General features: G+C 64.6%; 23 protein-coding genes. 15 read left to right on the forward strand and 8 right to left on the reverse strand.

The window, feature by feature from the left end:
• Positions 1 to 1,130 precede the first annotated feature (1,130 nt).
• The 5 genes from AC6H0R_RS08735 to ggt all read left to right on the forward strand — a co-directional run bounded on the left by AC6H0R_RS08735 (position 1,131) and on the right by ggt (position 9,946).
• Positions 1,131 to 2,765: a methyl-accepting chemotaxis protein gene (locus AC6H0R_RS08735; protein ID WP_497580981.1), complete on the forward strand. Its 1,635-nt coding sequence runs from the start codon at positions 1,131 to 1,133 to the stop codon at positions 2,763 to 2,765.
• Positions 2,766 to 2,961: 196 nt separating this feature from the next.
• On the forward strand, positions 2,962 to 3,942 hold the full coding sequence (locus tag AC6H0R_RS08740) for a sensor histidine kinase (RefSeq protein ID WP_497580982.1): 981 nt from the start codon (positions 2,962 to 2,964) through the stop codon (positions 3,940 to 3,942).
• Entirely contained in the window at positions 3,939 to 4,370 is a 432-nt protein-coding gene (locus AC6H0R_RS08745; protein ID WP_497580983.1) for a response regulator, read from the forward strand. Before AC6H0R_RS08740 ends, AC6H0R_RS08745 begins: the two co-directional genes overlap by 4 nt.
• 7 nt (positions 4,371 to 4,377) lie before the next feature.
• Positions 4,378 to 8,199: an EAL domain-containing protein gene (locus AC6H0R_RS08750; RefSeq protein ID WP_497580984.1), complete on the forward strand. Its 3,822-nt coding sequence runs from the start codon at positions 4,378 to 4,380 to the stop codon at positions 8,197 to 8,199.
• On the forward strand, positions 8,177 to 9,946 hold the full coding sequence (ggt, locus tag AC6H0R_RS08755; RefSeq protein ID WP_497580985.1) for a gamma-glutamyltransferase: 1,770 nt from the start codon (positions 8,177 to 8,179) through the stop codon (positions 9,944 to 9,946). Before AC6H0R_RS08750 ends, ggt begins: the two co-directional genes overlap by 23 nt.
• On the opposite strand, the gene AC6H0R_RS08760 is transcribed toward ggt, so the two are convergent.
• Together AC6H0R_RS08760 and AC6H0R_RS08765 are read right to left on the reverse strand one after the other, a co-directional pair.
• On the reverse strand, positions 9,924 to 10,553 hold the full coding sequence (locus AC6H0R_RS08760; protein ID WP_497580986.1) for a YbhB/YbcL family Raf kinase inhibitor-like protein: 630 nt from the start codon (positions 10,551 to 10,553) through the stop codon (positions 9,924 to 9,926). The two genes, ggt and AC6H0R_RS08760, sit on opposite strands and share 23 nt — an antisense overlap.
• Positions 10,554 to 10,588: 35 nt before the next feature.
• Positions 10,589 to 12,223, reverse strand: a complete 1,635-nt coding sequence (locus tag AC6H0R_RS08765; RefSeq protein WP_497580987.1) for an electron transfer flavoprotein-ubiquinone oxidoreductase — start codon at positions 12,221 to 12,223, stop codon at positions 10,589 to 10,591.
• 98 nt (positions 12,224 to 12,321) lie between these two features.
• Here AC6H0R_RS08765 and AC6H0R_RS08770 point away from each other — a divergent pair, with 98 nt between their 5' ends.
• Together AC6H0R_RS08770 and AC6H0R_RS08775 are read left to right on the forward strand one after the other, a co-directional pair.
• Positions 12,322 to 14,283: an acetoacetate--CoA ligase gene (locus AC6H0R_RS08770; RefSeq protein WP_497580988.1), complete on the forward strand. Its 1,962-nt coding sequence runs from the start codon at positions 12,322 to 12,324 to the stop codon at positions 14,281 to 14,283.
• 2 nt (positions 14,284 to 14,285) lie between these two features.
• Entirely contained in the window at positions 14,286 to 14,843 is a 558-nt protein-coding gene (locus AC6H0R_RS08775; protein ID WP_497580989.1) for an isochorismatase family protein, read from the forward strand.
• Here the strand turns inward: AC6H0R_RS08775 and AC6H0R_RS08780 are convergent.
• Complete coding sequence (locus tag AC6H0R_RS08780) at positions 14,840 to 15,628, reverse strand: hypothetical protein (protein ID WP_497580990.1); 789 nt, start codon at positions 15,626 to 15,628, stop codon at positions 14,840 to 14,842. The two genes, AC6H0R_RS08775 and AC6H0R_RS08780, sit on opposite strands and share 4 nt — an antisense overlap.
• 144 nt (positions 15,629 to 15,772) lie before the next feature.
• Between AC6H0R_RS08780 and pyrG the strand changes: the two genes are divergently transcribed.
• The 4 genes from pyrG to ftsB all read left to right on the forward strand — a co-directional run bounded on the left by pyrG (position 15,773) and on the right by ftsB (position 19,992).
• Entirely contained in the window at positions 15,773 to 17,410 is a 1,638-nt protein-coding gene (gene pyrG, locus AC6H0R_RS08785; RefSeq protein ID WP_497580991.1) for a CTP synthase, read from the forward strand.
• Complete coding sequence (gene kdsA, locus AC6H0R_RS08790; protein ID WP_497580992.1) at positions 17,410 to 18,252, forward strand: 3-deoxy-8-phosphooctulonate synthase; 843 nt, start codon at positions 17,410 to 17,412, stop codon at positions 18,250 to 18,252. The genes pyrG and kdsA overlap by 1 nt, the downstream gene beginning before the upstream one ends.
• Before the next feature lie 87 nt (positions 18,253 to 18,339).
• A complete protein-coding gene (eno, locus tag AC6H0R_RS08795) occupies positions 18,340 to 19,629 on the forward strand; it encodes a phosphopyruvate hydratase (protein ID WP_497580993.1) in 1,290 nt (429 codons plus the stop codon).
• 87 nt (positions 19,630 to 19,716) lie between these two features.
• Positions 19,717 to 19,992, forward strand: coding sequence for a cell division protein FtsB (gene ftsB, locus AC6H0R_RS08800; protein ID WP_497581268.1), 276 nt, complete (start codon positions 19,717 to 19,719; stop codon positions 19,990 to 19,992).
• A gap of 13 nt (positions 19,993 to 20,005) precedes the next feature.
• Here the strand turns inward: ftsB and dtd are convergent, their stop codons facing one another.
• From dtd to AC6H0R_RS08820, 4 genes are all read right to left on the reverse strand, one after another.
• Positions 20,006 to 20,443 (reverse strand): D-aminoacyl-tRNA deacylase, encoded by a 438-nt coding sequence (dtd, locus tag AC6H0R_RS08805; RefSeq protein WP_497580994.1) that lies wholly within the window; start codon positions 20,441 to 20,443, stop codon positions 20,006 to 20,008.
• Complete coding sequence (locus AC6H0R_RS08810) at positions 20,440 to 20,763, reverse strand: hypothetical protein (RefSeq protein WP_497580995.1); 324 nt, start codon at positions 20,761 to 20,763, stop codon at positions 20,440 to 20,442. Before AC6H0R_RS08810 ends, dtd begins: the two co-directional genes overlap by 4 nt.
• A 13-nt stretch (positions 20,764 to 20,776) precedes the next feature.
• Positions 20,777 to 21,469 carry an SIMPL domain-containing protein gene (locus AC6H0R_RS08815; RefSeq protein ID WP_497580996.1) on the reverse strand — a complete coding sequence of 231 codons (693 nt, stop codon included), beginning with the start codon at positions 21,467 to 21,469 and terminating at the stop codon, positions 20,777 to 20,779.
• Between the two features lie 111 nt (positions 21,470 to 21,580).
• A complete protein-coding gene (locus AC6H0R_RS08820; RefSeq protein WP_497580997.1) occupies positions 21,581 to 22,123 on the reverse strand; it encodes a gamma carbonic anhydrase family protein in 543 nt (180 codons plus the stop codon).
• Between the two features lie 145 nt (positions 22,124 to 22,268).
• Between AC6H0R_RS08820 and AC6H0R_RS08825 the strand changes: the two genes are divergently transcribed.
• From AC6H0R_RS08825 to AC6H0R_RS08840, 4 genes are all read left to right on the forward strand, one after another.
• Positions 22,269 to 23,117: a 23S rRNA (adenine(2030)-N(6))-methyltransferase RlmJ gene (locus tag AC6H0R_RS08825; RefSeq protein WP_497580998.1), complete on the forward strand. Its 849-nt coding sequence runs from the start codon at positions 22,269 to 22,271 to the stop codon at positions 23,115 to 23,117.
• The gene (locus AC6H0R_RS08830) at positions 23,114 to 23,467 is read left to right on the forward strand and encodes a nucleotide pyrophosphohydrolase (protein ID WP_497580999.1); all 354 of its coding nucleotides are present in this window, start codon (positions 23,114 to 23,116) and stop codon (positions 23,465 to 23,467) included. The genes AC6H0R_RS08825 and AC6H0R_RS08830 overlap by 4 nt, the downstream gene beginning before the upstream one ends.
• A 73-nt stretch (positions 23,468 to 23,540) precedes the next feature.
• Entirely contained in the window at positions 23,541 to 25,121 is a 1,581-nt protein-coding gene (locus AC6H0R_RS08835; RefSeq protein WP_497581000.1) for an inorganic phosphate transporter, read from the forward strand.
• Positions 25,122 to 25,157: 36 nt separating this feature from the next.
• Complete coding sequence (locus tag AC6H0R_RS08840) at positions 25,158 to 25,487, forward strand: DUF3301 domain-containing protein (RefSeq protein ID WP_497581001.1); 330 nt, start codon at positions 25,158 to 25,160, stop codon at positions 25,485 to 25,487.
• Positions 25,488 to 25,489: 2 nt separating this feature from the next.
• On the opposite strand, the gene folE is transcribed toward AC6H0R_RS08840, so the two are convergent.
• Positions 25,490 to 26,116 (reverse strand): GTP cyclohydrolase I FolE, encoded by a 627-nt coding sequence (folE, locus tag AC6H0R_RS08845; RefSeq protein ID WP_497581002.1) that lies wholly within the window; start codon positions 26,114 to 26,116, stop codon positions 25,490 to 25,492.
• Positions 26,117 to 26,122 lie beyond the last annotated feature (6 nt).

Consider the following 26,122-nt stretch of genomic DNA (forward strand, 5'->3'; position numbering starts at 1 on the left):
GGAGTTTGCCGCCAACTGGCGCGCCGGGAAGCAGCAACAAAAGGAAGAAACACTCATCTCAACCCCAGGGCCTACTAAGTAGGCAGCGGTACTAAAACTGGGGGCAGGTCAAAGCCCGCTCAGTCCTTGCTTGACCGTTGAGACACGGTGATAGGCGACGATCTTCATTGCTTCCCTCTCGAAGTACATAACGGCGTAACGGACGGTAGGCCAGTTTGTACCACCTCTCGCACCTGTTCACAAGCGCTGGAGGCGAGGAAGCTCTCAATGATGTGTAGGGGGCGTGTCGGTTCGCCTCAACTCCGCCCACCCGGCACCGGGGGAACGCCGCCGTGAAGCCTCTCGTAAGAACCCTCTCGTAAATCTGTGGCGGAAAATTCAGGGGTCGCAGCATCGCCCAACATGCGGCTATGAGAGGTTTTCCGCTACACTCCGCGCCCCATGTTGTTTGCGTAGAGGTGCTTTCAACAATGCTTTCCGTCGAGTTCCTAGGTCACATCCTCACTGTTTCACTTGCCATCAGTGCGCCAACAGGTTCCCGCTTGCAGAGCGTAGGAGAAGTCTCCCGCCTGACGCGTAAAGCTCCGCTGCTGATGTGGCCCCTTGCAATGGGTGCCCTCGTGGCTACCTTATCAGCGATCTTCTACTTCTCGTGGGCGCATCTTGGATGGCTGCACTTGGTCTCGTTCTTAGTGGCGTGGTTTGCGGTTGGAGATCGGCTGGCGCGATCTGCTAGTGGCCCGCTGTTGTGGTCGGCATTTGTGCTGGCGGTATTGGTTGCGTTAGCGGTTGAACTTCTCATTCTGTTGGCCCCCGTAACTGCCTGAGCTTTGGCGCTCAGGTTGTCGTCTTGTGGGTTACGAAAGCAGTCGATACACTGCATCAGCCCGGAGACACTCTTGGGAACATTCTGGAGGCGCTTCTCCGTAAGGTATTGATTTGTAGTGGTGGTGACGGGAGTTGAGAAAATCCAGCCCTCTCCGCCACGGATACCGAAACGCGCCTACGGCGCGTTTTTTTTGCCTGTGCGATGCAGTGCTGTGCGCTAAAGGTCGGCGCCTGGCATTCGTTAACGGGTATGGCCTGCGGGAACAATCCGCAACTTCCAACTGACCGCTACAGGACAAACCGTGCGAAGCAATCAGCCCGTGACCGGACGTGAGAATGTATTGCGTGATGACATTGCGATCATTTCGCATACCGACGAGCGCGGCATGATCGAGTTCTGCAACGACGACTTTCTCGAAGCGAGCGGGTACACCCGGGACGAGCTGATCGGGCAGCCGCACAACATCCTGCGCCACCCCGACATGCCGTCGGAGGCTTTTCGCGACCTGTGGGATACGGTCAGGACCGGGCGCCCGTGGATGGGTGTGGTCAAGAACCGCTGCAAGAACGGGGATCACTACTGGATTCGCGCAACGGTGACGCCGCGTGCAGAGGGTGGTTACACCTCGGTGCGGGTGAAGACTACGCGAGCGGAGATCAGTGTCTGCGATGCGCTGTATCGCGACATGGCGCGCAACCGTTCGATCCGTTTGTACGAAGGGCATGTGATGCACGGCGGGCTCCGCGGTTTGGTGGGGCGCGGCCTGCGCAGCCTCGACAATTTGCGCTTGGCCGGCAAGTTGATGATGGTGCTGTTCGTCACCGGCGCGCCGCAGTTGGGCGCGCTGGCCTGGGCGCTGTTGGGTGGTGCGTCGCGGATGCAGGCGGTTTCGCTGTCGGTGGCGGGGTTGTTCGTGGCGCTGGTGGTCACGACCTTGATTGCCAGCCGCACACGCCGCCGCGCCGAGGAAACGCTGGTCATCCTGCGCGGCATTGCTTCCGGCGAGCTCAAAGCCCGCGTGCCGACGGGTGCGCATGATGAAATCGGCGATTGCCTTACTGCCGGCGCGATGCTGCGCAACATGCTGCACGAAGCTATCGCCTTGATTCACCAGAGCGCCGCGCGGCTCAACGCCGCCAGTGGCGATCTGTCGGGAGCCAGTCGCCGCACGGTGTCCGCATCGGAAAGCCAGTCCGAGGCGGTGGCTTCGATGGCCGCGGCAATCGAGGAGTTGAGCGTATCGGTGGACCATGTTGGCGAGAATGCCGGCGTGGCCGTCGAGGCGGGGCGAGAGTCCAGTCAGGCCGCCGGAGAGAGTGAGCGGGCCGTGCATCGCGCTGCGTCGAGTATCGATCAGGCCGCAGCGGCCGTGTCCGAGACCGAAGCCAGCATGAACGAGCTGGCAACCAAGACGACCGAAATTTCGCGCATCATCAACCTGATCCGCGAGATCGCCGAGCAGACCAATCTGCTGGCGCTCAACGCCGCCATCGAGGCAGCGCGGGCCGGTGAGCAGGGACGAGGCTTTGCGGTGGTGGCGGATGAGGTCCGCAAACTGGCCGAGCGCACCGCGCAATCGACCGAGGAAATCTCGTCGAGCATCAAGGGTATTCAGCAAATCGCGGCATCCGTGGCGCGCGACGTCGGTGCCAACAGCGAGAAGGTGCGTGACGGGGCAGGTCAGGCACATCAGGCGGGTGATGTGGTGGGGCGCATCAGCGAGCTTGCCGCAAAGGCGGACGGTGCCATTGCGCAGATCAGGGACGCCTTGCTGGAACAGGGCAATGCCGCGCGCGAGCTGGCGCGCAACGTGGAACACGTTTCGGACATGGCACAGACCGGAGTCAATGAAGCACGGGTGTCTGCCGAGGTAGCGGAGCAGGTGTTTGATTACGCTGCACAGCTTCAGGAAGTGTCCTCCCGCTTCCGCCTGTAGGCGCCGCAAGCTGGGGCATGCGGCAAGTGCATGGTGGGAATTTTCTGCGATCATGCGTGACCGGTAACGCAGGTCGTGACAATCGGCCATTGCGGGCGCATTGCCGATCGGTAGCATCAAGCGCGACGACAAAGCAACGGAAGGGCCGGGCGGCCTTTCCGGACACGTGTTTGCAACAGCACGGAGGGTGCATGGCGTGAGCGAGCAGCGCAGCAGATCCGGTCGCGAGGCCGCGCGTATCGTCGGGGGTTATGCTGGATTCAGCCTGCTGTGGATCTTCGTATCCGACCGGCTGATCCTCGGGCTTGCCGGTTCGGATACTGAGCTGCTGTTGATCCTGCAGTCGTGGAAGGGCGCCATCTACCTGCTGGTGGTGTCCATTGTCCTGTACGTCATCATCCGTCGCATGCTTGAGCGTCAGAGCGCGTCGGAAGCTGCGCTGAGTGCGCTCAACGTTGATCTCGAGAACCGTGTCACCGAGCGCACCGCCCAGCTTGAGTCGGCCAACCGCGAACTCGAAGCGTTTTCCTATTCCGTCTCTCATGACCTGAAAGCGCCGCTGCGCGGTGTCGACGGTTACAGCCAGATCCTGCTCCTCGATTACTCCGACCGCTTCGACGAAGAGGGCCGGCTGCTGCTCGGCAACATCCGTAACGGCGTGGCGCAGATGCATGCGCTGATCGAGGACATGCTGGCCTATTCGCGCATCGAGCGGCGCGCACTGGAAGTGCGCGAAGTGGCCCTCGACAGCATTGCCGCCCAGCTGATCGAGCAGCGCGATGTCGACCCGGGCGCCCACTCGGTGGTCATCTCGTGCGCGCTCGAAGGCGTGGTTGCGCGTGTCGACCGTGACGGCTTCGCGCTGGCGCTGCGCAATCTGCTCGAGAACGCCGTCAAGTTCAGTCGTGGTCAGCAGGATCCCCGTATCGACATCGGCGCAGAGCAGCAAGGCGAACGTGTACGCCTGTTCGTGCGTGACAACGGCATCGGATTCGACATGCAGTACCATGACCGCATCTTTGACATCTTCCAACGGTTGCACCGTGCGGAGGATTACCCCGGTACCGGAGTGGGCCTCGCGCTCGTCAAGAAGGCCGTCAGTCGCATGGGCGGCCGCGTATGGGCCGAGAGCGCGCCGGGCGAGGGCGCGACCTTTTACATGGAGCTTCCGAAGTGACGACTGAATCGTTGCCGCAGCCCATTCTGCTGGTCGAGGACAATCCGGTGGATCTCGACCTCACCCAACGTGCCTTCGCGCGCCGTCGTTTCGGCAATCCGGTGCAGGTTGCGCGTGATGGCGAGGAGGCGCTGGCGTACATCGAGCGCTGGGAGGCGGGCGATCCCCTGCCTGCTGTGATCCTGCTCGACATCAAGCTTCCGAAGGTGAACGGTCTGGAAGTATTGCGTCGCATCAAGGCGCACGAGCGGTTTCGCCTGATTCCGGTTGTCATGCTGACTTCGTCGGGCGAGAACGTTGATTTGCGCACCGCGTACGAACTGGGTGCCAATTCCTACATCGTCAAACCGGTGGATTTCGGCAAGTTCATGGAAGTCGCAGAACAGATCGAACTGTTCTGGTGTGTGCTCAACAAGGCGCCGAGGTAGGCCTGCCATGCGTGTCCTCTACGTCGAGGATTCCCACAGTGATGCAGATCTGGCGCAGCGCATGTTTGCGCGCCATGCGCCCGATGTCGCGCTCAGCATTGCTCCGACGCTGGCGCTTGCTCGGCAGCACATGGCGGCAGGCCCGCCTTTCGACGCCGTGTTGCTTGACCTGGACCTGCCCGACGGCGTCGGCATCGACTTTCTCGCCGAAGTTCGTGAGCGCGAGGATTCGCCGGCCATCATCGTCCTGACCGGCTCGGGCGAACAGGATGCGGCGCTGGCTGCGCTCAAGGCCGGCGCTGATGACTACGTCACCAAGCGTGACGACTATCTGCTGGACCTCCCCGCCGCGCTGCAGGCCGCCGTGGAACGCCATCGCGAACACGTGGTGCGCCGCAGCCGCCGCATGCGCGTGCTGTATGCCGAACCAAATGCTTTCGATATCGATCTGGCGCGCCGACACTTCGCTCGCCACGCGCCGCACATCCGTATCGATACGGTCTCCGTCGCGGACGAGGTGCTGGCGGCAGTGGCGTCACCCGACCGTCGCTACGACGCCGTGGTGCTTGACTACCGCCTGCCGGGCATTGACGGGCTTGAGCTTGTCCGCATCCTGCGCGGGCAGCACCGCATGGACCTGCCCATCGTGCTCATTACCGGTCACGGCAGTGGCGAAATTGCGGCCAAGGCCCTGCGCATGGGGGTGGATGACTATCTGCCCAAACGCGATGGTTATCTGTTCGAACTGGTGGCGACGCTCGAAAAGCTGCAGACCCAGGTCGAACTGCGCCGTGAGCGGGCCGAGCTGGCGGCCAGCGAACAACGCTTCCGCAATTTGTTCGAACACACTCCGGCGGTTGCCGTGCAGGTCTTCGATCGTGATTGCCGCGTGCTGTTCTGGAACCGCGCGAGTGAAAGCCTCTACGGCTATTCCGCAGACGAGGCCGTGGGGCGTGATATTGCTGAACTGATCGTGCCGGAGAGTGATCGGGAGCACTTCCGCGTGGCGGTTCGTGACTGGGCAGACCGCGGGGAGCCGGTGCCAGCCGCAGAATTGCTGCTGATGACTCGTGAAGGGCGCACGCTGCATGTCTTTTCCAGCCTCGTCATGCAGACCGCTGCGAACGGTGACAAGGAGGTCTATTGCATCGACATCGATGTGAGCGAGCGGGCCGGAAAACGCCGGCTGCAGCAGGCGCGTGGCGAGGTGCTGAATCGCATTGCCGCCGATGATGCGCTGGATGCCGTGCTCGGTGCCGTGGTGTGCAAGGTCGAAATGTTGCTCGGCAAAGGCCGGCGTGCCGACATCCTGTTCCTCGATGACGACGGCAGCCTGCTGGCCGACGTGCACCGCGACGGGGTCGAACCGATGCCGCGCTTGCTGGCTGAACGCTGTGCCCGCGAGGCCGGGCCGGTCAGTTTCGCCGTGCAGGACGAGATTTCCGGGCGTGGGCAGGTGTTCGCGGCGTCGTTGCGCGAGGAGGCCGGCAAGGTCATCGGGGTGCTGGTGGTGCGCTGCCCGGAAGAGTGCGGCGATGAGGCCGAACGCGGCGAAGTCATGGCCGAGTTCGCCAGCCTGGCCAGTCTGGCGGTACAGAAGCGCCGCATCGCCGATGCGGTGCGCCAGCGCGAGGCCTCACTCGAGATGTCGGCCCGGGCAACGCTCGAGCTGTTGCGCGAGCACGATCTCGATCGTGCGCTGGAGCACGTGCTGGAACGTGTTGGACGCCATATCGGTGGGGATTCGACCTACATTTTCGAGATTCACCCGCATCCCGAATCCGGCTGCCCGGCTGCCAGCATCCGCTGCCGTTGGGAGGCCGAGACGCTGGTGCACCACGTTGCCGACGCTGACGTGACGAACGTGAGCGTCGAGGAAGCGCATCTTGGCCGCTGGCTCGAACAACTGCAGCAAGGTCAGATCGTCGCCTGTGACATCGAGCAGCTCCCGGAAGAAGAGAGACTGTTCTTCGAGGGCAAGACGGTGGCCAGCATCATGGTGCTTCCGCTTTTCTGCCGCGGGACGCTGTGGGGGTGCATCGGCATCGAGACCGAACAGCACACCAAGCGCTGGAGCGCCTCCGAAGAGAGTGTTCTGCGTATCGTTGCGGCCGGCGTCTCGGCCGCGCTTGAACGCAAGGTCGCGCTCGACAGCCTGCGCCGAGCGGCCGCTGTGTTCGAGAGCACGCGGGACGGGGTCGTTATTACCGATCTCGACGGCGGCATCCTTGCCGTCAATCGTGCCTATTCCGCCATTACCGGCTATGACGAAGCCGACGTGCTGGGCCTCAGTACGTCGATCGTGCGCTCCGACCGCCACCCGCGCGAATTCTATGCCGCGATGTGGACGGCGCTGCGTGAGCACGGCTATTGGCAAGGGGAGATCTGGAACCGCCTCAAGAGCGGCGAGACCGCACCACACTGGGTCAGCATCAGCTCGGTGTCCGACGAACACGGACGCCCAGTCCAGTACGTCGGCGTGATGACCGACATCAGCCAGCTCAAGCATTCCGAAGCGGAGCTGCAGCGTCTGGCGCATTACGATCCGCTGACCGCGCTGCCCAACCGCGTACTGGTCAATCTGCGGCTCGAACACGCCATCGATCATGCGCGCCGCAAGGGACACGGCATTGCGGTGCTGTTCATCGATCTGGACCGTTTCAAGGACGTCAATGACAGCTTTGGTCACCCTGTGGGCGACGAACTGCTGGTCATGATTGCTGCGCGCTTGCGCGCGCGCGTGCGCGGCGAAGACACGTTGGCGCGTGTCGGCGGCGACGAGTTCCTGATGGTCATGGAGTCGATCAGCGCTCCCGAGGAGGCCGCCTTCGTTGCGCGCGCGCTGATCCGGCTGCTGGAAGATCCGTTCCTGCTGTCCGGCGGGCAAGAGGTGTACGTCGGTTTGAGCGTCGGCATCAGTTGCTTCCCGCAGGACGGCGAGACCACCACCGAGCTCATCCAGCATGCCGACGCAGCGCTGTACAGCGCGAAGGCCGAGGGGCGCAGTACCTACCGATTCTTCACGGCCGAACTGAGCGCGGCGGCGCAGCAGCGAGTCGAGCTGGAAACGCGCATGCGCCGCGCGCTCGACCGAGGCGAGTTCAAGCTGTATTACCAGCCGCAGATCGACCTGCTCAGCGGCCGCATCGTCGGGTGCGAAGCCTTGCTGCGCTGGAACGATCCGGAGCGCGGACTGATTCCTCCCGCCGAGTTCATTCCGATCGCCGAAGAGAACGGCCTGATCGTGCCGCTGGGCGAGTGGGTGCTGCGCAATGCCTGCGAACAGGCGCGGCGCTGGGACGCAATGGGTTTGCCGCCGCTGACGATGGCGGTGAACCTTTCCGGTCGTCAGCTGTGGCAGACCGATCTGCCCACCCGCGTTGCAGCCATCATCCGTGAGTCCGGCCTGCCGGCGCGGCGCCTTGAGCTTGAGCTGACTGAGAGCACCATCATGGGTCACGAAGTCATGGCGGGCGAGCGCCTGCGCGCCTTGAAGGATCTCGGGGTGACGCTGGCCATCGACGATTTCGGTACGGGTTACTCATCGCTGGCCTATCTCAAGCGTTTTCCGATCGATGTACTCAAGATCGACCGGGAGTTCGTGCGCGATCTCCCGCATGATCCGGGCGACATGGAGATTGCCGCGGCAATCGTCGCAATGGCTCGCACCCTGCGCATGCGGGTGGTTGCCGAAGGCGTCGAGACCGGCGAGCAGCTGGCCTTCCTGCGCACCCATGCCTGCGATCTGTATCAGGGCTACTTGTTCAGTCCGCCGGTGGCGGCGGATGCTTTTGCCGAATTGCTCGATGCCGAAACCGCAGGCAGCTGAAGGCCTTCTGCCGCGTCTCTTTGCTGCATTCATCCTGTCCGTCGTCTGTGCCGTACCGGCGCTGGCCGACCGCGCTGCGCCCGAAGCGGCCAGTGGACTCGGTGCGGTTTCGCTGGCGCACTCTCCGCAGGCCATGGTTGTCACGGCCAATGCGCATGCCACGCAGGCAGCCGCTGCCGTATTGCAGGAGGGTGGCAGCGCGGTGGATGCGGCGATTGCCGCGGCGCTGGTGCTCAACGTCGTCGAGCCGCAATCGGCCGGTATCGGTGGCGGTGCCTTCATGCTGCATTTTTCCGCGGCAGACGCGCGCCTCCTCGCCTGGGATGGTCGCGAAACGGCACCGGCTGCGGCGGACGAGACGCTGTTCCTGCGCGATGGCATGCCGATACCGTTCTTCGAAGCCGTGATCGGTGGCCGCGCCGTTGGTCCGCCGGGGCTGTTGCGCATGCTGGAGGCTGCCCACGATGAATCCGGGCGCTTGCCATGGGCGCGCCTGATCAAACCGGCCATCGAACTCGCCGAGAACGGTTTCGCGGTGTCGCCGCGCCTGCATGCCTTGCTCGACGCAGACCGCTTTCTGCGCGACGATCCGGCTGCCCGTGCGCTGTTCTACCTGCCCAACGGCCGCGCTGTGCCGGTCGGCCATCGTCTGCGTAACCCCGAGCTGGCGGACCTCTTGCGGCATGTTGCGGCCGAAGGCGCGGAGGTGCTGTACCGCGGCAGGATTGCACGTGACATTGTTGAGGCGGTGCGCCGCGAGCCGTCACCGGGCGTGCTCACGGAGGCGGATCTGGCCGACTGGCAACCGCTGCGGCGCGAGGCCCTGTGCGGCACCTATCGCAGACATCGCGTGTGCGGCATGCCGCCGCCCAGTGCCGGCGGCGGTACGGTGTTGGGGCTGCTCGGCGTGCTAGAGCGTTTCGAGCTGTCCGGGCTCGATCCGGATTCGGCCTTCGTGGCGCATCTGTTCGCCGAGGCCGGCCGGCTGGCCTATGCCGACCGCGACGCGTGGTACGGCGATCCGCACAGCATGCCACTGGGCGTGAATGCCCTGCTGGCACCCGACTATCTGCAGCGTCGCGCCGCGCACATCGCCCTGTCGGCGAGCATGGGGCAGGCGTCGGCCGGACGGCCCGATCAGCGCGAGGCGCCGCAGCAGAAGGCCTCCGAGCGGCCGGCCACCACGCATGTCTCCATCGTCGACGGGGAGGGCAATGCCGTGGCGCTGACCGCCTCGATCGAGAACGCCTTTGGCTCGCGCCGCATGGTGCATGGCTTTCTGCTCAACAACCAGCTCACGGACTTTGCCTTCCGCCCGGTGCGCGCCGACGGCGTGCCACATCCCAACCGCGTGGTGGCGGGGCGGCGGCCGTTGAGTTCGATGGCGCCGACCATGGTGTTCGACGCCGAAGGCCGGCTGTTCGCGGTGCTCGGTTCGCCCGGCGGCAGCCGCATCATCAACTACGTGGCGGCGACGCTGGTGGGGCTGCTGGATTTCGGGCTCTCGCCGGAGGCGCTGCTGTCACGCCCGCATGCCGGCAGTCGCAATGGTCCCACCGAGGTCGAGGACACGCCGGCCGGCCGCGCGTTGGGCGAGCGCCTGCGTGTTTTCGGTCATGAGGTCGTGGCGCGTCCGATGACCAGCGGCACCGCGCTGATCGTGCGCGACGCGCAAGGCTGGCGGGGCGCCGCCGATCCGCGTCGCGAGGGCGTGGCGCTGGGCGTCAGCCACGCAGCGTCGGATTGAGTGTGTAGGTACCGGTGATCTGCGCTTCGGCCAGAACGTGGCCGGCAATCGCGGCGCGCACGTCGGCGCCGGTGAAGCTTCCTTCTACCGCGCAGCGCGGCACGTCCAGTGCATACAGCGTGAACACGTAGTGGTGCACGATCTCGTCGTTCCACGGCGGGCAGGGGCCGTCGTAGCCGTGGTAGTCGCCGCTCATGTCCGCGTCGCCGGCAAACCAGTTGGTGTAGTCGTTGATGCCCTGGCGCGTGCCGTTCGGGCCGGCCGGGCCGTTCTTGCCGCCGGGCGTGACTTCCGACGAAAAGCGGCCGGCGGCAATCTCGCGCACATCGGCGGGCAGGTCGACCAGCACCCAGTGGAAGAAATCCACGCGCGGCAGGCTGGCCGGTACGGTGCGCCCTTCCTGATTGACGTCGTCGCCACGGCTGGGCACATCGGGGTCGTGGCAGATCAGCGCGAAGGACTGCGTGCCGGCCGGCACGTCACTCCATGCCAGTTGCGGGTTGCGGTTGGCGCCCAGGCAGACGTGACCTTGCTCGGCCGGAATGCAGAAGGAAAATTCGCCGGCGATGGCGGCGCCGTCGGTGATGCTCTGGCTGGTCAGTTTCATGCTTTCTCCATGTGATCGTGGTGGCGCGGGGGCTGTCACATCCCGGAATAGATCGGGCCTTCGCCGCCCTGAGGCGGCACCCATTCGATGTTCTGCGTCGGATCCTTGATGTCGCAGGTCTTGCAGTGCACGCAGTTCTGCGCGTTGATCTGCAGGCGCGGCCCGCTGTCCTCGTCGACGATCTCATACACCCCGGCCGGGCAGTAGCGCTGCTCGGGCGCGGCGAAACGGGCAAGGTTGTAGTCCACCGGCACGGCCTTGTCGCGCAGGCGCAGGTGACAGGGCTGTTCTTCGGCGTGGTTGGTGTTGGACAGAAACACCGACGAGAGCAGATCGAAGCTCACTTCGCCGTCCGGCGCAGGATAGTCGATGCGCGGAGAGGTCGCCGCTTCTTGCAGGCTTGTGTGATCGGCGCGGTTGGCCAGCGTCCACGGGGCGCGCCCGCGCAGCACCAGTTGATCGATGCCAAAGGCCAGGGCGCCGGCGATGAGGCCGTGCTTCATCAGTGGCTTGAAGTTGCGCGTGCGGTGCAGCTCGGCGTGCAGCGGGCTGGTGGCGAAGGCTTCCGGGTAGGCAGTGAGTTCGTCGCTGCTGCGTTCTGCACTCACTGCATCGAAAGCCGCGTCGGCGGCCAGCATGCCGGACTCGATGGCGGCGTGGATGCCCTTGATGCGTGCGGCGTTGAGATAGCCTGCGTCATCGCCGATCAGCGCGCCACCGGGAAACACGGTTTTCGGCAGCGACTGCAGCCCACCGGCCGTGATGGCGCGCGCGCCGTAGGCAATGCGCTTGCCACCCGCGAAGATCGCGCGTAGCGCGGGATGCGTCTTGAAGCGCTGGAATTCCTGGAACGGTGACAGCCACGGATTGGCGTAATCCAGCCCGACCACGAAGCCGGTGGCGACCAGCCCGTCGTCGAGGTGATAGAGGAAGCCGCCGCCGTAGGTGTCATTGGCCAGCGGCCAGCCGGCGGTGTGCGTGACGCGGCCCGGACGATGGTGTTCGGGACGCACCTCCCACAACTCCTTGAGGCCGATGCCGTAGGTCTGCGGGGCCACGCCCTCGCGCAGTTTGAAACGCGCCTCCAGACGTTTGCCCAGATGGCCACGACAGCCCTCGGCGAACAGTGTGTAGCGGGCAAGCAGTTCCATGCCCGGCACGTGTTGCGGCCCCGGTGTGCCGTCGCGCGCGAGCCCCATGTCGCCGGTGAGCACGCCGCGCACCGCGCCGTCCTCGCCGTACACGACATCGGATGCGGCGAACCCGGGGTAGATCTCCACGCCCAGCGCCTCGGCCTCTTCGGCCAGCCACTTCACGATGTGGCCCAGACGCACGATGACATTGCCCTGGTTGCGGAAGCAGTCGGGTAGCAGCGCGTGCGGTACGCGGTGTGCGCGGCTCTCGCCGAGGAACAGGAATTCGTCTTCGGTGGCGCGGGTGACGGCCGGTGCGCGTTCGCGCCAGCCCGGCAGCAGCGTGTCGAGGCCGCGCGGATCCATGACCGCGCCGGACAGCGTGTGCACGCCCGGCTCCGGCGCCTTTTCCAGCACGCACACCGACCGCTCGTGCCCTGCTTCGCGCGCGCGCTGTGCCAGCCGGATGGCCGCCGCCAGCCCGGCCGGACCTGCGCCGACGATCAGCACATCGAATTGCATGCTCTCGCGTTCCATCGAGCCCTCCGTGATTGCCGGGGAGTTTAATGTGGGCTGCGCCCGGGTGTACAGCGTGCAAACCTCAGGGTAGCTTCGCATCAGACAGGGGGAGGGCCATGGACGATCATGAGCAGCCGATGTGGCGGCCCACGCAGGCGGCGGTGGCAGCCAGTGCGATGGCGCGTTTTGCGCGCGGCCACGGCTTCGCGGAGGATGACTACGCCGCGCTGCATCGCTGGTCGGTCGAGCGGCGCGAGGATTTCTGGCGCAGCGTCTGGGATTTCTGCGAGGTCGTTGGCGAGCCCGGTGCAGTCGTGTGCGAGCAGCGTGCGGCCATGCCCGGCGCGCGCTGGTTTCCCGAGGCACGGCTGAACTTCGCCGAGAATCTGCTGCGCCGGCGCGATGACGCGGATGCCATCGTCTTCCGCGGTGAGGATCGCGTGGAACGCCGCATCAGCTTTGCCGCGCTGCATGCCGAGGTTGCCCGATGCGCGGCGGCCTTGCGCGCGGCCGGCATTGTGCCGGGAGACCGCGTTGCCGCGTGGTTGCCCAACCTGCCCGAAACGGTGGTGTTGATGCTGGCCACAGCCAGCCTTGGCGCGGTGTTCACATCGGCCTCGCCGGACTTCGGGGTGCAGGGCGTGCTTGACCGTTTCGGTCAGACGCGGCCCGGACTGCTGGTGGTGGCCGACGGCTACTTCTACAACCGAAAGCGTGTGGACACCCTGCCGCGCGTGGCCGAGGCCGTGGCGCAATTGCCCAGCGTGGAGCGCGTCGTCATCGTGCCGTATGCCGGGGCGGCCGAGCTGCCGGGTGAACTTCGTGGCGCGCAGTCGTGGGCGGATTTTCTCGCTCCGCACGACGGGGTGTGCGACATCGACTTCGCCCGGATGCCCTTTGATCACCCGCTCTACATCCTGTATTCCTCGGGCACGACCGGTGTGCCGAAGTGCATCGTGCACGGCGCCGGCGGGGTGCTGCTGCAGCATCTCAAGGAACAGCGTCTGCACTGCGATCTGCGGGCCGGCGACCGCTTGTTCTACTTCACGACCTGCGGCTGGATGATGTGGAACTGGCTGGTCAGCTGCCTGGCTTCGGGGGCGACGCTGTTGCTCTACGACGGCGCGCCCACGCTCGACGACGGTGCCTTGCTGTTCGACTATGCCGCGGCGGAGGGCGTAACGCATTTCGGTACCTCGGCAAGATTCATCGACGCCATCGCCAAGGCCGGTCTGGCGCCGCGCCGCACGCATGATCTGGGCGCGCTGCGCATGCTGCTGTCCACCGGCAGCCCGCTGGTGGCCGAAGGTTTTGACTACGTCTATCGCGACATCAAGCCGGAGCTGTGTCTGGCCTCGATTTCCGGCGGAACGGACATCGTGTCCTGCTTCGTGCTCGGCAACCCGACTCTGCCGGTGTGGCGTGGCGAGATCCAGTGTGCCGGCCTGGGCATGGCGGTGGCGGTGTTCGACGCCGAGGGCCGTCCGGTGGCGGGGCAGAAGGGTGAGCTGGTCTGCACTCACCCGTTTCCGGCCATGCCGGTTGGTTTCTGGAACGACGCGGATGGCAGCCGTTACCGCAAGGCCTACTTCGAGCGCTTTGCCGGCGTGTGGTGTCACGGGGATTACTGCGAACGCACTGCGCATGGCGGGTTCGTCATCCACGGCCGCTCGGATGCCACCCTCAATCCGGGCGGAGTGCGTATCGGCACGGCCGAGATCTATCGCCAGGTCGAGCGGCTCGACGAGGTGCTCGAATCGATCGCCATCGGTCAGGACTGGCCGCCGGACAAGCCCACCGACCAGCGTGTGGTGTTGTTCGTGCGTCTGCGCGACGCTGTGATGCTCGATGAGGCACTGACGGCGCGTATCCGCGAAACCATCCGCGCCCACACCACGCCGCGCCATGTGCCGACGCGTATCGTGCAGGTGGCCGAGCTTCCGCGCACCAAGAGCGGCAAGCTGGTCGAACTGGCCGTGCGCAAGATCGTGCATGGCGAGGCGGTGGACAATATCGAGGCACTGGCCAACCCCGAGGCGCTTGCGCATTTTCGCGACCGTCCCGAACTGAGGAGCTGAACATGAAGGCAGCCGGGTTTCGCATGCGCCGGGCGTATTCGGTATTGCTGGTGGTGGACGTGCAGCAGCGGCTGGCGCCGGCCATCGACGACGGACGCAACGTGCTCGCGCATTGCGTATGGCTGATGCAGGTCGCCGAGCGGCTGGGAGTGCCGACGGTGGTGACCGAGCATTGCCCGGACAAGATCGGTCACAGCGTCGAGGCCATCCTGCAAGCGGCCTCCGGCGTGCAGGTGGTGGCCAAGCGCCGGTTTTCGGCGATGGCCGACGGCTGTCTGGCCGGTACGGCCGTGCATGAGCGCGAGGACGTGATCGTGTGCGGTACCGAGACGCATGTCTGCGTGCAGCAGACCGCGCTCGATCTGGCGCAGGCCGGCAAGCGCGTGTTTCTGGTGGCGGATGCAGTGGGTTCGCGCCGGCCGCTGGACCGCGAACTGGCCATCGAGCGCATGCGCGCGCACGGCATCGATGTGGTGACGCGCGAGATGGTGGCCTTCGAATGGCTGGAGAGTGGGGACGATCCGCTGTTCGGCGAGATCAACCGGGAGTTCCTGCGCTAGCGGAATCTCAGTCGTCGCAGGTGCAGCATGCGTGCCAGCACCGCGATGGCATAGCCCATCAGCAGGTGCTTGAGGGTGTGGCCGCTGATCAGGCCGCCGAGCAGGGCGTAGATCTGGTGATCGAGCCGATCGCACACCATGCCCAGCACGAACGCGAAGTAAGCAGTCCAGTAGGCGCTGCGACGGTTGTACTGTGAGGGCATGCGCATCAGCAGTGGCGGCACGACAAAGGCGAAGGCATACAGCACGAGATAGGGCCGCAGGTCGCCCTGGCCCGACAACTCTCCGGCGTACCACCACAGCACGCTGGCAGGCCCGAGGGCAATCCATGGCAACAACGCCAGCGCAGCGGATTTGCGCAGCCAGCTGCGTTCGGCAATCAGCCAGGCAATGGTGCTGGTAAAAGCCAGTGCAATGGGCACACGGTCGAGCAGCAGGCGGTCGTTGTCGGGTGCAAGGTGATACCAGCTCGAACCGAGGCCGATGGTGACCAGCGCCAGAAAGAACAGCGTGGCGAAAGCGCGCTCGAAGATCGAGCCGAAGCAGGCCTGTGCGTCGCGCGCCTGGACCTGGATGAGACCGGCCAGGGCCGGAAGCAGAATGGCCAGGTTGCTGACGACATCTGCGAAGTTGGCAATGCCGAGCAGCGCGCGCGAATCGGCAAAGGCGTGGTAGGTCGGAGCCTGGGCAAGCGGTGTGCTCAGGCGGTCTACGACCAGGAGTGCCGCAAGATACAGCGGCATCAACAACCACGGGGCAAGGCGTGCGAGCAAGGGGGTCTGCACGTGTGGCGATACTCCTTCGTCATCGCCTTGCAAGGTAGCAGCGGAGCGATGCGAGGAGAAGCGAACAGGCGAGTCTGAAGCGTGCATTCTTTCTCAGCCACAGGCACATCGGTTATGATTCTGCTTTCCCGCAGCTCTGTTCCCATGACCAAATACGTATTCGTTACCGGTGGTGTCGTGTCCTCGCTGGGCAAGGGCATTTCCGCCGCTTCGCTTGGCGCGATCCTCGAGTCGCGCGGCATCCGCGTCACCCATCTCAAGCTGGACCCCTACATCAACGTCGATCCGGGCACCATGAGCCCGTTTCAGCACGGCGAGGTCTTCGTGACCGAAGACGGCGCCGAGACCGACCTTGATCTGGGCCACTACGAGCGCTTCACCAGCGCCAAGATGAGCAAGCGCAACAACTTCACGACGGGCCAGATCTACGAGTCGGTCATCAAGAAGGAGCGGCGCGGCGAGTATCTGGGCAAGACCGTGCAGGTCATTCCGCACATCACCGACGAGATCAAGCAGTACGTCAAGCGCGGCGCCGAGGGCGCCGACGTGGCCATCGTCGAGGTGGGCGGCACGGTGGGTGACATCGAATCGCTGCCGTTTCTGGAAGCCATCCGCCAGATGGGTTTCGAGGAAGGGCGCAATCGCACCTGCTTCATCCACCTCACGCTGCTGCCCTATATCCCGACCGCCGGCGAGCTCAAGACCAAGCCGACGCAGCACTCGGTGAAGGAGCTGCGCGAGATCGGCATTCAGCCCGACATCCTGCTGTGCCGCGCGGACCGTTCGATTCCGGTCGACGAGCGGCGCAAGATCGCGCTGTTCTGCAACGTCATGCCGGAAGCCGTCATCGAGTGCCTCGACGCCGATTCGATCTACAAGATTCCGAGCATGCTGCATGGCCAGATGCTCGACCAGATCGTGTGTCACAAGCTCGACCTCCTGGCACGGTCGGCCGATCTGTCGGTGTGGGACAAGCTCGTGCATGCGCTCGAGAACCCCAAGCAGAGCGTCGACATCGCGTTTGTCGGCAAGTACGTCGATCTGACCGAGTCCTACAAGTCGCTGATCGAGGCGCTCAACCACGCCGGCATGCACACCGAATCGAAAGTGAAGATTCACTACATCGACTCGGAAGACATCGAGCGCCAGGGATGTGGCGTGCTCAAGGACATGGATGCCATCCTCGTGCCGGGCGGCTTCGGCAAGCGTGGCACCGAAGGCAAGATCGCCGCGATCCGCTACGCCCGTGAGAACAAGGTGCCGTATCTGGGTATCTGCCTGGGTATGCAGCTGGCGGTGGTCGAGTTCGCGCGCAACGTGGCCGGTCTGGAAGGCGCGCACTCCACCGAGTTCGATGCCGCGTCGCCGTCTCCGGTGATCGGTCTGATCACCGAATGGGAAGATCGCAGCGGCAAGCGCGAGAAGCGCAGCGAGGATTCCGATCTGGGCGGCACCATGCGTCTGGGTGGCCAGCTTTGCCACCTTGCTGAGGGGTCGCTGGCGCGTGAGGTGTACGGTGCGCCTGAGATCATCGAACGCCATCGCCACCGCTACGAGGTCAACAACCGTCTGTTGCCGGCGCTGGAAGCCAAGGGTTTGCGCGTGGCCGGTCGTGCCGGTGGAACGGAACTGTGCGAGATGGTCGAACTGCCGGATCACCCGTGGTTCGTCGGTTGCCAGTTCCACCCGGAATTCACGTCCAACCCGCGAACTGGGCACCCGTTGTTCACGGCCTATCTGAAGGCCGCAATCGCCTCGAAAGAGAGCAAGGCAGGCAAGTGATGAAACTGTGCGGATTCGAGGTCGGCATTGACCGGCCGCTGTTCCTGATTTCCGGCCCGTGCGTGATCGAGTCGCGCCAGATGGCGCTCGAAACCGCCGCTGAGCTCAAGGAAATCACCGACGAGCTGGGTATTCCCTTCATCTACAAGTCGTCCTACGACAAGGCCAACCGCAGCTCGGGCAGTTCGTTCCGCGGGCTGGGCATGCAGCAGGGGCTGGATATTCTCGTCGAGGTGCGCGAGACGCTGGGCGTTCCGGTGCTGACCGATGTGCATACCGTCGAGGAAGTTCCTGCGGTTGCGGCCGCGGTTGACGTGCTGCAGACGCCGGCCTTTCTGTGCCGCCAGACCGATTTCATCCGCGCGGTCGCTACCTGCGGCAAGCCGGTGAACATCAAGAAGGGCCAGTTCCTCGCGCCCGGCGACATGAAGAACGTCGTCGACAAGGCGCGTGAAGCCAGCGGTGGCAATGACAACATCATGGTTTGCGAGCGCGGCGTCTCCTTCGGCTACAACAACCTCGTCACCGACATGCGTGGTCTGGCGATCATGCGCGAGACCGGTTGTCCGGTGGTGTTCGACGCCACGCACTCCGTGCAGTTGCCCGGCGGGCAGGGCACCAGTTCCGGCGGTCAGCGCGAGTTCGTGCCGGTGCTGGCGCGTGCGGCAGTTGCGGTGGGGGTGGCCGGCCTGTTCATGGAGTCGCACCCCAACCCGGAAAAAGCCTTGTCCGATGGCCCCAACGCATGGCCGATGGGGCAGATGAAGGCGCTGCTGTCGCAGCTCGTCGAGATTGATGCGCTGGTCAAGAAGCACGGCTTCATCGAGGCCGTCGGCGCCTGAAGCATGCAACGCGGGCGTCACGCCTGGCTGCGATCATCGCGCCGCGACGTCCCCATCCAAGAATCGAAACTGTCTGAGGAAAACTGAATGAGTGCAATCATCGACGTCATCGCCCGCGAGATTCTTGATTCGCGCGGCAATCCCACGGTCGAAGCCGACGTGCTGCTCGAATCCGGCGTCATGGGCCGTGCGGCCGTGCCGTCCGGCGCGTCCACCGGCTCGCGTGAAGCCATCGAACTGCGCGACGGCGATGCCGCGCGCTATCTCGGCAAGGGCGTGCTGCGCGCCGTCGAGAACGTGAACACCGAAATCTCCGAAGCGCTGATCGGGCTGGACGCCGAAGAGCAGACCTTCATCGATCGCACCCTGATCGAGCTCGACGGCACCGACAACAAGTCCCGCCTGGGCGCCAACGCCACGCTGGCCGTTTCGATGGCGGTGGCCAAGGCCGCCGCCGAGGAAGCCGGTCTGCCGCTGTTCCGCTACTTCGGCGGTTCGGGCCCGATGTCCATGCCGGTGCCGATGATGAACGTCATCAACGGTGGCGAGCACGCCAACAACAGCCTCGACATTCAGGAATGCATGATCATGCCGGTGAGCATGGGCAGCTTCCGCGAGGCCCTGCGCTGCGGCGCCGAGATCTTCCACCACCTCAAGAAGATCACCGACAAGAAGGGCTATCCGACCACGGTCGGCGACGAAGGCGGCTTCGCCCCCAACGTGTCGGGCACCGAAGAAGCGCTGAACCTGATCCAGGAAGCTATTTCTGCGGCCGGCTACGTGCCGGGCAAGGACGTGTTGCTGGCGCTGGATTGCGCCGCCTCCGAGTTCTACAAGGATGGCAAGTACGTGCTGGCTGGCGAAGGCAAGACGCTCGATGCCGCCGGCTTCACCGACTATCTGGAAGATCTGTGCAACCGTTTCCCGATCGTGTCGATCGAGGACGGCATGGCCGAGAACGACTGGGCCGGCTGGAAGACGCTGACCGAGCGCCTGGGCAAGAAGGTGCAGCTGGTCGGTGACGACCTGTTCGTGACCAACACCGCGATCCTGTCGCAGGGTATCGAGCAGGGCATCGCCAACTCGATCCTCATCAAGATCAACCAGATCGGCACGCTGACCGAGACCTTTGCCGCTGTCGAAATGGCCAAGCGCGCGGGCTATACCGCCGTGATCTCGCACCGCTCGGGTGAAACCGAAGACTCGACCATCGCGGACATCGCGGTCGGCCTGTCGGCCATGCAGATCAAGACCGGTTCGCTGAGCCGCTCGGACCGCATCTCGAAGTACAACCAGCTGCTGCGCATCGAGGAAGATCTGGGTGATCTGGTGGCCTATCCGGGTCGCAATGCCTTCTACAACCTGCGTTTGCGCTGACCGGATCCGCTGTCTGAAGACGGCGGTTTCGTACGACACGGCCGGCATCCTGCGATGCCGGCCTTTGCACAGACGGACTTCCTGACGATGCGCTGGCCGCTGATTCTCCTCGCTGCACTGGCTGTGGCACTGCAGTACCCGCTGTGGGTCGGCAAGGGGGGCTGGTTTCGCGCCTGGGAAGTCGATGCCCGGCTGGCGGAGCAGCGCGAGGTCAATCGCACGCTGGAGCAGCGCAATGCTGCACTGGCGGCGGAGGTAGAAGACCTGAAGTCGGGCAATGAGGCCATTGAGGAGCGAGCCCGCTTCGATCTGGGGCTGACCCGCAAGGAAGAGATTTTCGTGCAGGTACCGGCGCCGCGCTGAAGCGCGGCCGGAGTCAGGCCTCGAGCCGGAAAGTTACCGGCCCTTCATTCACCAGCGAAACCGACATGTCGGCGCCGAAGCGTCCGCTGGCGATATCCGTAGTGCTTGCACGTGCCTCGCTGACCAGATGTTCGAACAGCTCCTGCGCGTGGGCAGGTTCGGCAGCGCTGGAAAAGCTCGGGCGGTTGCCTTTGCGTGTGTCGGCCGCGAGCGTGAATTGCGGCACCAGCAACAGGCTGCCGCCGCTGTCTTGCAGCGATCGGTTCATGCGGCCGTTTTCGTCGGAAAAGATGCGGTAGTCGAGCAGCCGTTCGAGCAGCCGCTCGGCGTTGGCGATGGTGTCACCGCGTTCAACGCCGATCAGCGCCAGCATGCCGTGACCGATGCGGCCAACCACCTGGCCGGCCACGGTCACTTCCGCGCGGGAAACGCGCTGAATCAGCGCAATCACGCCGGCGCAGCGACGCAGGTGTGCGCCTGTTCGTTGCCGGGCAGTTCCAGCACTGCCGCCGAAACGCCAGCCTGCAGGATGCGCTGGCCGTCACTCCAGACCCGACCGGGTTTGACCTCGGCGAGAGAGAACACGCCGCTGCCATGGCGCAGACGCACGTGGTCGGTCAGGAATTCGACGACAAAACGGTCGCCGCTGTCGCACACGAACCCGCGTGTCTCGGTTTTACCGCTGGTCCAGGCCGTGCCGGCGACAAGGACGCTGGCCGCGAGAACGAGAGCGATGGCGGACAGACGCAGGCGGGAATGGGGCAGTTTCATCTGGTGTTCCGCTTCAGTCGATCAGTTCGATGGTGCCGCTGACGTTGACGGTGATCTCGCTCTGCCCACCCTGCAGCGGAGCGGCCTCGTCCTTGGCAAACGACATGGCGCTGGCGCGCATCATCGGATATACCGGCACCGAGCCGGCGTGCTGCACCGACAGATGACGGATGCGATAGCGCTTGCCCAGTGCGTTGGAGAGCACTTCGGCGCGCTCTTCGAAGGCCCGGATGGCGTCAACCGCAGCTACGTTTGCTGCCTTGGCACGGGTTTCCGGGGCGGGCTGCATGTTCAGGCTGGCAATCAACAGGGTCTGCTGCAGTTGCCCGATGAGTGCCGACAAGGCGCCCATGTCGCGGCTTTCGAGCTCGATGGTGGAACGCATGCGCCAGGCTTCGATGCGATTGCCTTCGCGGTCATGCACCGGATAGGTGGAGCTGCCGGCGGTGGAGGTCATCACCGAGGTAAAGGGTTTGGCTGTTTCGAGGGCGTCCGCGATGGCGCGATTGACCTTGGCGGCAAGCGCCGGAGCGCTCTTGTCACTGGCTTCGAAGTAGAGCTGGGCGCGGCCGAGGTCGTTTTCGGCCTTGCTGCCGGCGTCAGCCGAAAGGTCGATGGTGGTGGGTGCCGGCGGCTTGGCAAAGGCCGGGGCCGAGAGTGCGATCAGGGCGGCGGCGAGCAGGGCGGGGACGACGTTGCGTTTCATTGGTAACTCCGCATAAGGTCCGGATGGAGCCGGAGTGTAACGCGTGCCTCGCGTCATGCTGGTGCTTGGCTGTAAAGCGATGTAAGCCCTGTTACAAACCCGGTACAGGGCTTACAGCGACTGGGCAGAATCGCCGACGCGGGTGAGGCCGGCCGAGTACAGGCGCACGTTCTCGATGTAGTGGTCGGCGTTGTGTTCGATCCGCGCGAGTTCCTCGTCGGTGACTTCGCGGATGATGCGCCCCGGCGAGCCGACCACCAGCGAGCGGTCGGGAATCACCTTGCCTTCCGGGATCAGTGCATTGGCACCGATGATGCAGCCCTTGCCGATCACGGCGTTGTTCAGGATCACGGCGTTGATGCCGATCAGCGTCGAGTCGCCGATGGTGCAGCCGTGCAGCATCACCTTGTGGCCGAGCGAGACGCGTTGGCCGATGGTCAGCGGTACGCCGAAATCGCAGTGCAGGATGGAGCCATCCTGGATGTTGGTGTCGTCGCCGATGGTGATGATGTCGTTGTCGCTGCGGACCACCACGTTGTACCAGAAGCTCACGTTGCGGCCTGCGCGGACCTGGCCGATGACCGTGGCGTTTTCGGCCATCCAGCAGCCTTCGCCGAATTGCGGTGTCTTGTCGCCGAGCGCGTAGATGGGCATTGCCTTACTCCCTGTCGTCCCCCGCGAGTCGTGCCGCAGGTCATTTTTTGTGCAGGGCGCAATGATAACAAGCGCACCGTGCCTTGTGGCGCGGCGACTTCGCGCCAGTGTTAGCATTGGAACCCTTTCTCCGCCGCAGTTCGACATGCTCAGCTACCGCCACGCCTTTCACGCCGGCAATCACGCCGACGTACTCAAGCATTTCGTGCTGCTCGAAGTGCTGCGCTATTTCTCGCGCAAGGAAAAGCCCTGGTGGTACATCGATACGCATGCCGGCGCGGGTTGCTACGCACTGACCGGCGAGCACGCGGAGAAGACCGGCGAGCACCGCCTGGGCATCGGGCGCCTGGGCGAGCGTGACGAGGTGCCGGAGGCATTTGCGCCCTATCTTGCTGCGGTGCGGCAGTTCAACCCGCACGGCAGTCTGAATTTCTACCCCGGCTCACCGGCACTGGCCATGACTGAACTGCGTGAGCAGGATCGTATGCGCCTGTTCGAGCTGCACCCGGCGGACGCCGAGTTGCTGGCGCAGACCTTCGCGCGCGATGCCGACCGTGTTGTCGTGCGCAAGGCCGATGGCCTGGCCTGTCTGCGTGGATTGTTGCCTCCGCCGACCCGGCGTGCAGTCGTACTGATCGATCCGTCCTACGAGGTCAAGCAGGACTACAAGCAGGTCGTGCAGGTACTCGGTGACGCCATGCGCCGTTTTGCTGAAGGCACCTATGTGCTGTGGTATCCGCTGCTGGCGCGCCCGGAGGCGCGGGCGCTGCCCGAGGCCCTGCGTGATCTGGGCGCCGACAGCTGGCTCGACGTGCGCATGGCCGTGCGCTCGCCCGGCAAGGCAGGACTCGGGGGCATGTTCGGTAGCGGACTGTTCATCATCAATCCGCCGTGGGTGCTGCCTCAGCTGCTGGAGGAGTGCATGCCCTGGCTGGTGAAGACACTCGCTGAAGATGACGGCGCCGGCTTTGATGTGGAGCACCACATCCCGTGAGTGAAGACAGCCTCATCCGCCTACGCGACGCCTTGCGCGCCTTCGCCGCAGAACGTGACTGGGCGCAGTTCCACACGCCCAAGAATCTGGCGATGGCGCTGTCGGGCGAGGCCGGCGAGCTGATCGAGCACTTCCAGTGGCTCACGGCCGAGCAGTCGGCCGCACTGAGCGAGCCGCAGCGCGAAGCGGTCGCGCTCGAAATGGCCGACGTGCTGATGTATCTGGTACGTCTGGCTGATGTGCTCGAGGTCGACCTGGCTGTGGCGGCTGAACGCAAGCTCGCGATCAACGCCGAGCGCTATCCGGCCGAGCGTGCGCGTGGCACGGCCACCAAGTACGATCGGCTCTGAGCCGGTCTGTTACGTTTTCGTTGCAAAAGCATTTCTGCAACAATACGGCCTTTAGTGAACGGGCGGACGACGCGTGGAACTCAAGCATATCGACGAGCTGGAAAAGGCGACGAAGAAAGGCCGGGTAGAGCTTTTCCGGATCGGCATCGCCGTGTTGTTCATGGTCGGGGTGATGCTGTTCGCGATGATGCGCGGAGACGTCGGCAGCAGCATGTTTGTGGTTGTGGCGGCCATGATCGGCGGCTACATGGCGATGAACATCGGCGCCAACGACGTCGCCAACAACGTCGGTCCGGCGGTCGGCTCCAAGGCGCTGACGCTCGGCGGGGCACTGGCGATCGCTGCCATTTTCGAGGCCGCCGGCGCGATCATCGCCGGGGGTGAGGTGGTTGGCACCATCCGCAACGGCATCATCGACCCGAGCCAGATCGCCAACGCCGACACCTTCCTGTGGGTCATGATGGCTGCGCTGCTGGCTGCGGCCATCTGGCTCAACATCGCCACCGTGCTTGGTGCGCCGGTGTCGACCACGCATTCCATCGTCGGCGCCGTACTGGGTGCCGGCATCGCGTCCAGCGGCATGGATATTGCCAACTGGAACACGGTCGCGCAGATCGTTGCCAGCTGGGTCGTTTCGCCGCTGATGGGTGGTCTCATCGCAGCCGGCTTCCTGTATCTGGTCAAGCGCTCCATCACCTACAAGTCCGACCTCGTGACGGCAGCCCGCAACATGGTGCCGTGGCTGATCGCGGCGATGGCGTTCGCCTTCGGTTCCTATCTGATGGAGAAGGGCTTCTCCAAACTCATCAAGGTCAGCTTCACGACCTCGCTGCTTATTGGCGCCGCAGTTGCCGTGGTGGTGTTCTTTCTCGTTCGGGCGCGCGTCACGGCGAGAATGGCCGACATCGACAACTCCAAGGACGGCGTCAACCGGCTGTTTACGGTGCCGCTGATCTGTGCGGCCGCGCTGCTGTCCTTCGCGCATGGCTCCAACGACGTTGCGAACGCCGTGGGCCCGCTCGCGGCGATTGTCGAAGTTGTGTCCACTGGCGCATCGGAGATCGCAACCAGCGCGCCGATTCCGCTGTGGGTCATGGTCGTCGGTGGCATCGGCCTGTCGATCGGCCTGTGGTTGTTCGGGCCCAAGGTGATCCGCACCGTGGGCTCGGAAATCACCGAACTCGATCAGATGCGGGCCTACTGCATCGCCATGGCGGCAACCATCACCGTCATCATCGCCAGCCAGCTGGGCATCCCGGTGTCGACCACGCATATTGCGGTTGGTGGCGTGTTTGGTGTGGGTTTCCTGCGCGAATACCTCAAGAGCAACTACGCGCGCATGGTCGACGAGATCAAGCAGCACCACCCTGAAGGGGATCAGGAAGCCATCGAAGCCTTCTTGCGCCGCTTCGATGTCGCCTCGATCGAGGAGAAGGGGGCGATGCTGCGCGAGCTGAAGAAGGCGCAGAAGAAGCGCGTCGATCCGGCCAACTTCTCGAAAACCGAGCGCAAGGGCCTGCGCAAGGTCTATCGCCACGAGTTGGTCAAGCGTTCGCAGATCGTGCGTATCGTCTCGGCCTGGGTCATCACGGTTCCGGCGTCCGGTCTGATGGCCGCAATCCTGTTCTTCACGATCCGCGGTATGCTGCTGTGAGGCCCGCTCCGCGGGCGTCTGCCCGTGGATATCAGGATGCTGTTCGAAACCGTTTCGCTGCTCGTGCTGTGTCTGGTGGCCTGGTTCTGGCTGGACAGCGTGAAGGTGCGTGAGCTTGGCGTCGCGGCAGCGCGTCGTGCCTGTGAACGCGACGGCTTGCAGTTGCTCGACGACACGGTTTCAGTCAGCTCGCTGCGCTCGGTGCGCAATGAGCATGGCCATGTCACGCTGCGGCGCGTGTATGACTTCGAGTATTCCGGCTCGGGTGATGATCGCCAGCGTGGCAGCGTCGTATTGTTGGGACGTGAGGTGGTGTTGGTCGACGTCGGCGCACAGAAACGTACGCTGCACGTCGTCGTCAACTGAACTCAGCGCAGCGCGTGCAGGAACTCGTTGCGGTACTGGTCCGAAGTCTCGAATTCCCCGCTGAAGGCCTGCGTGATGACGCGTTCGTCACCGCGCCGGTCTTCGCCCATCAACAGACATAATTGTTCGGCCTCGATGATGCACGCCGCGCCGCGTGCGTGGCCGTGACGCATGAGTGCGTCGGCAATGTCGCGCGTGAGCCATTCCTGGTAGGTGAAACGGTGGCCCAGCGCGTCGACCATGCGGGCGATGCGGCCGAAGCCGTGCAGGCGTCCGCCCGGAAGATAGGCCACATGTGCAACCCCGCGAAATGGCACAAGGTGATGCGGGCACACGCCGTGCACCGAAATGCCGCGGATCACCACCATGTCGCGCCGTGCATCCTCGAAGCCGTCGCCCAGCGCTTCGGCCGGGTCCAGTTCGTAGCCGCCAAGCAGTCGCTTCTGCCACAGCTCGCGCACGCGCGTGGCGGTGCGGCCGGTGTGCGCCCCATCGGCTGAAACACCGCATGCTTCGAGCAGGGCGATGACCGCCTTTTCAAATGCCTGCGGATCGAATTTCCCGTGGCGCGGAATGCCCGGCTCTGCGTGGGTGTGCGGCGGGTGGTCGTGGTCGCAGTCGTGGCTCATGGGTGT

The sequence above is a fragment of the Pseudazoarcus sp. NS36 genome (assembly GCF_059703705.1).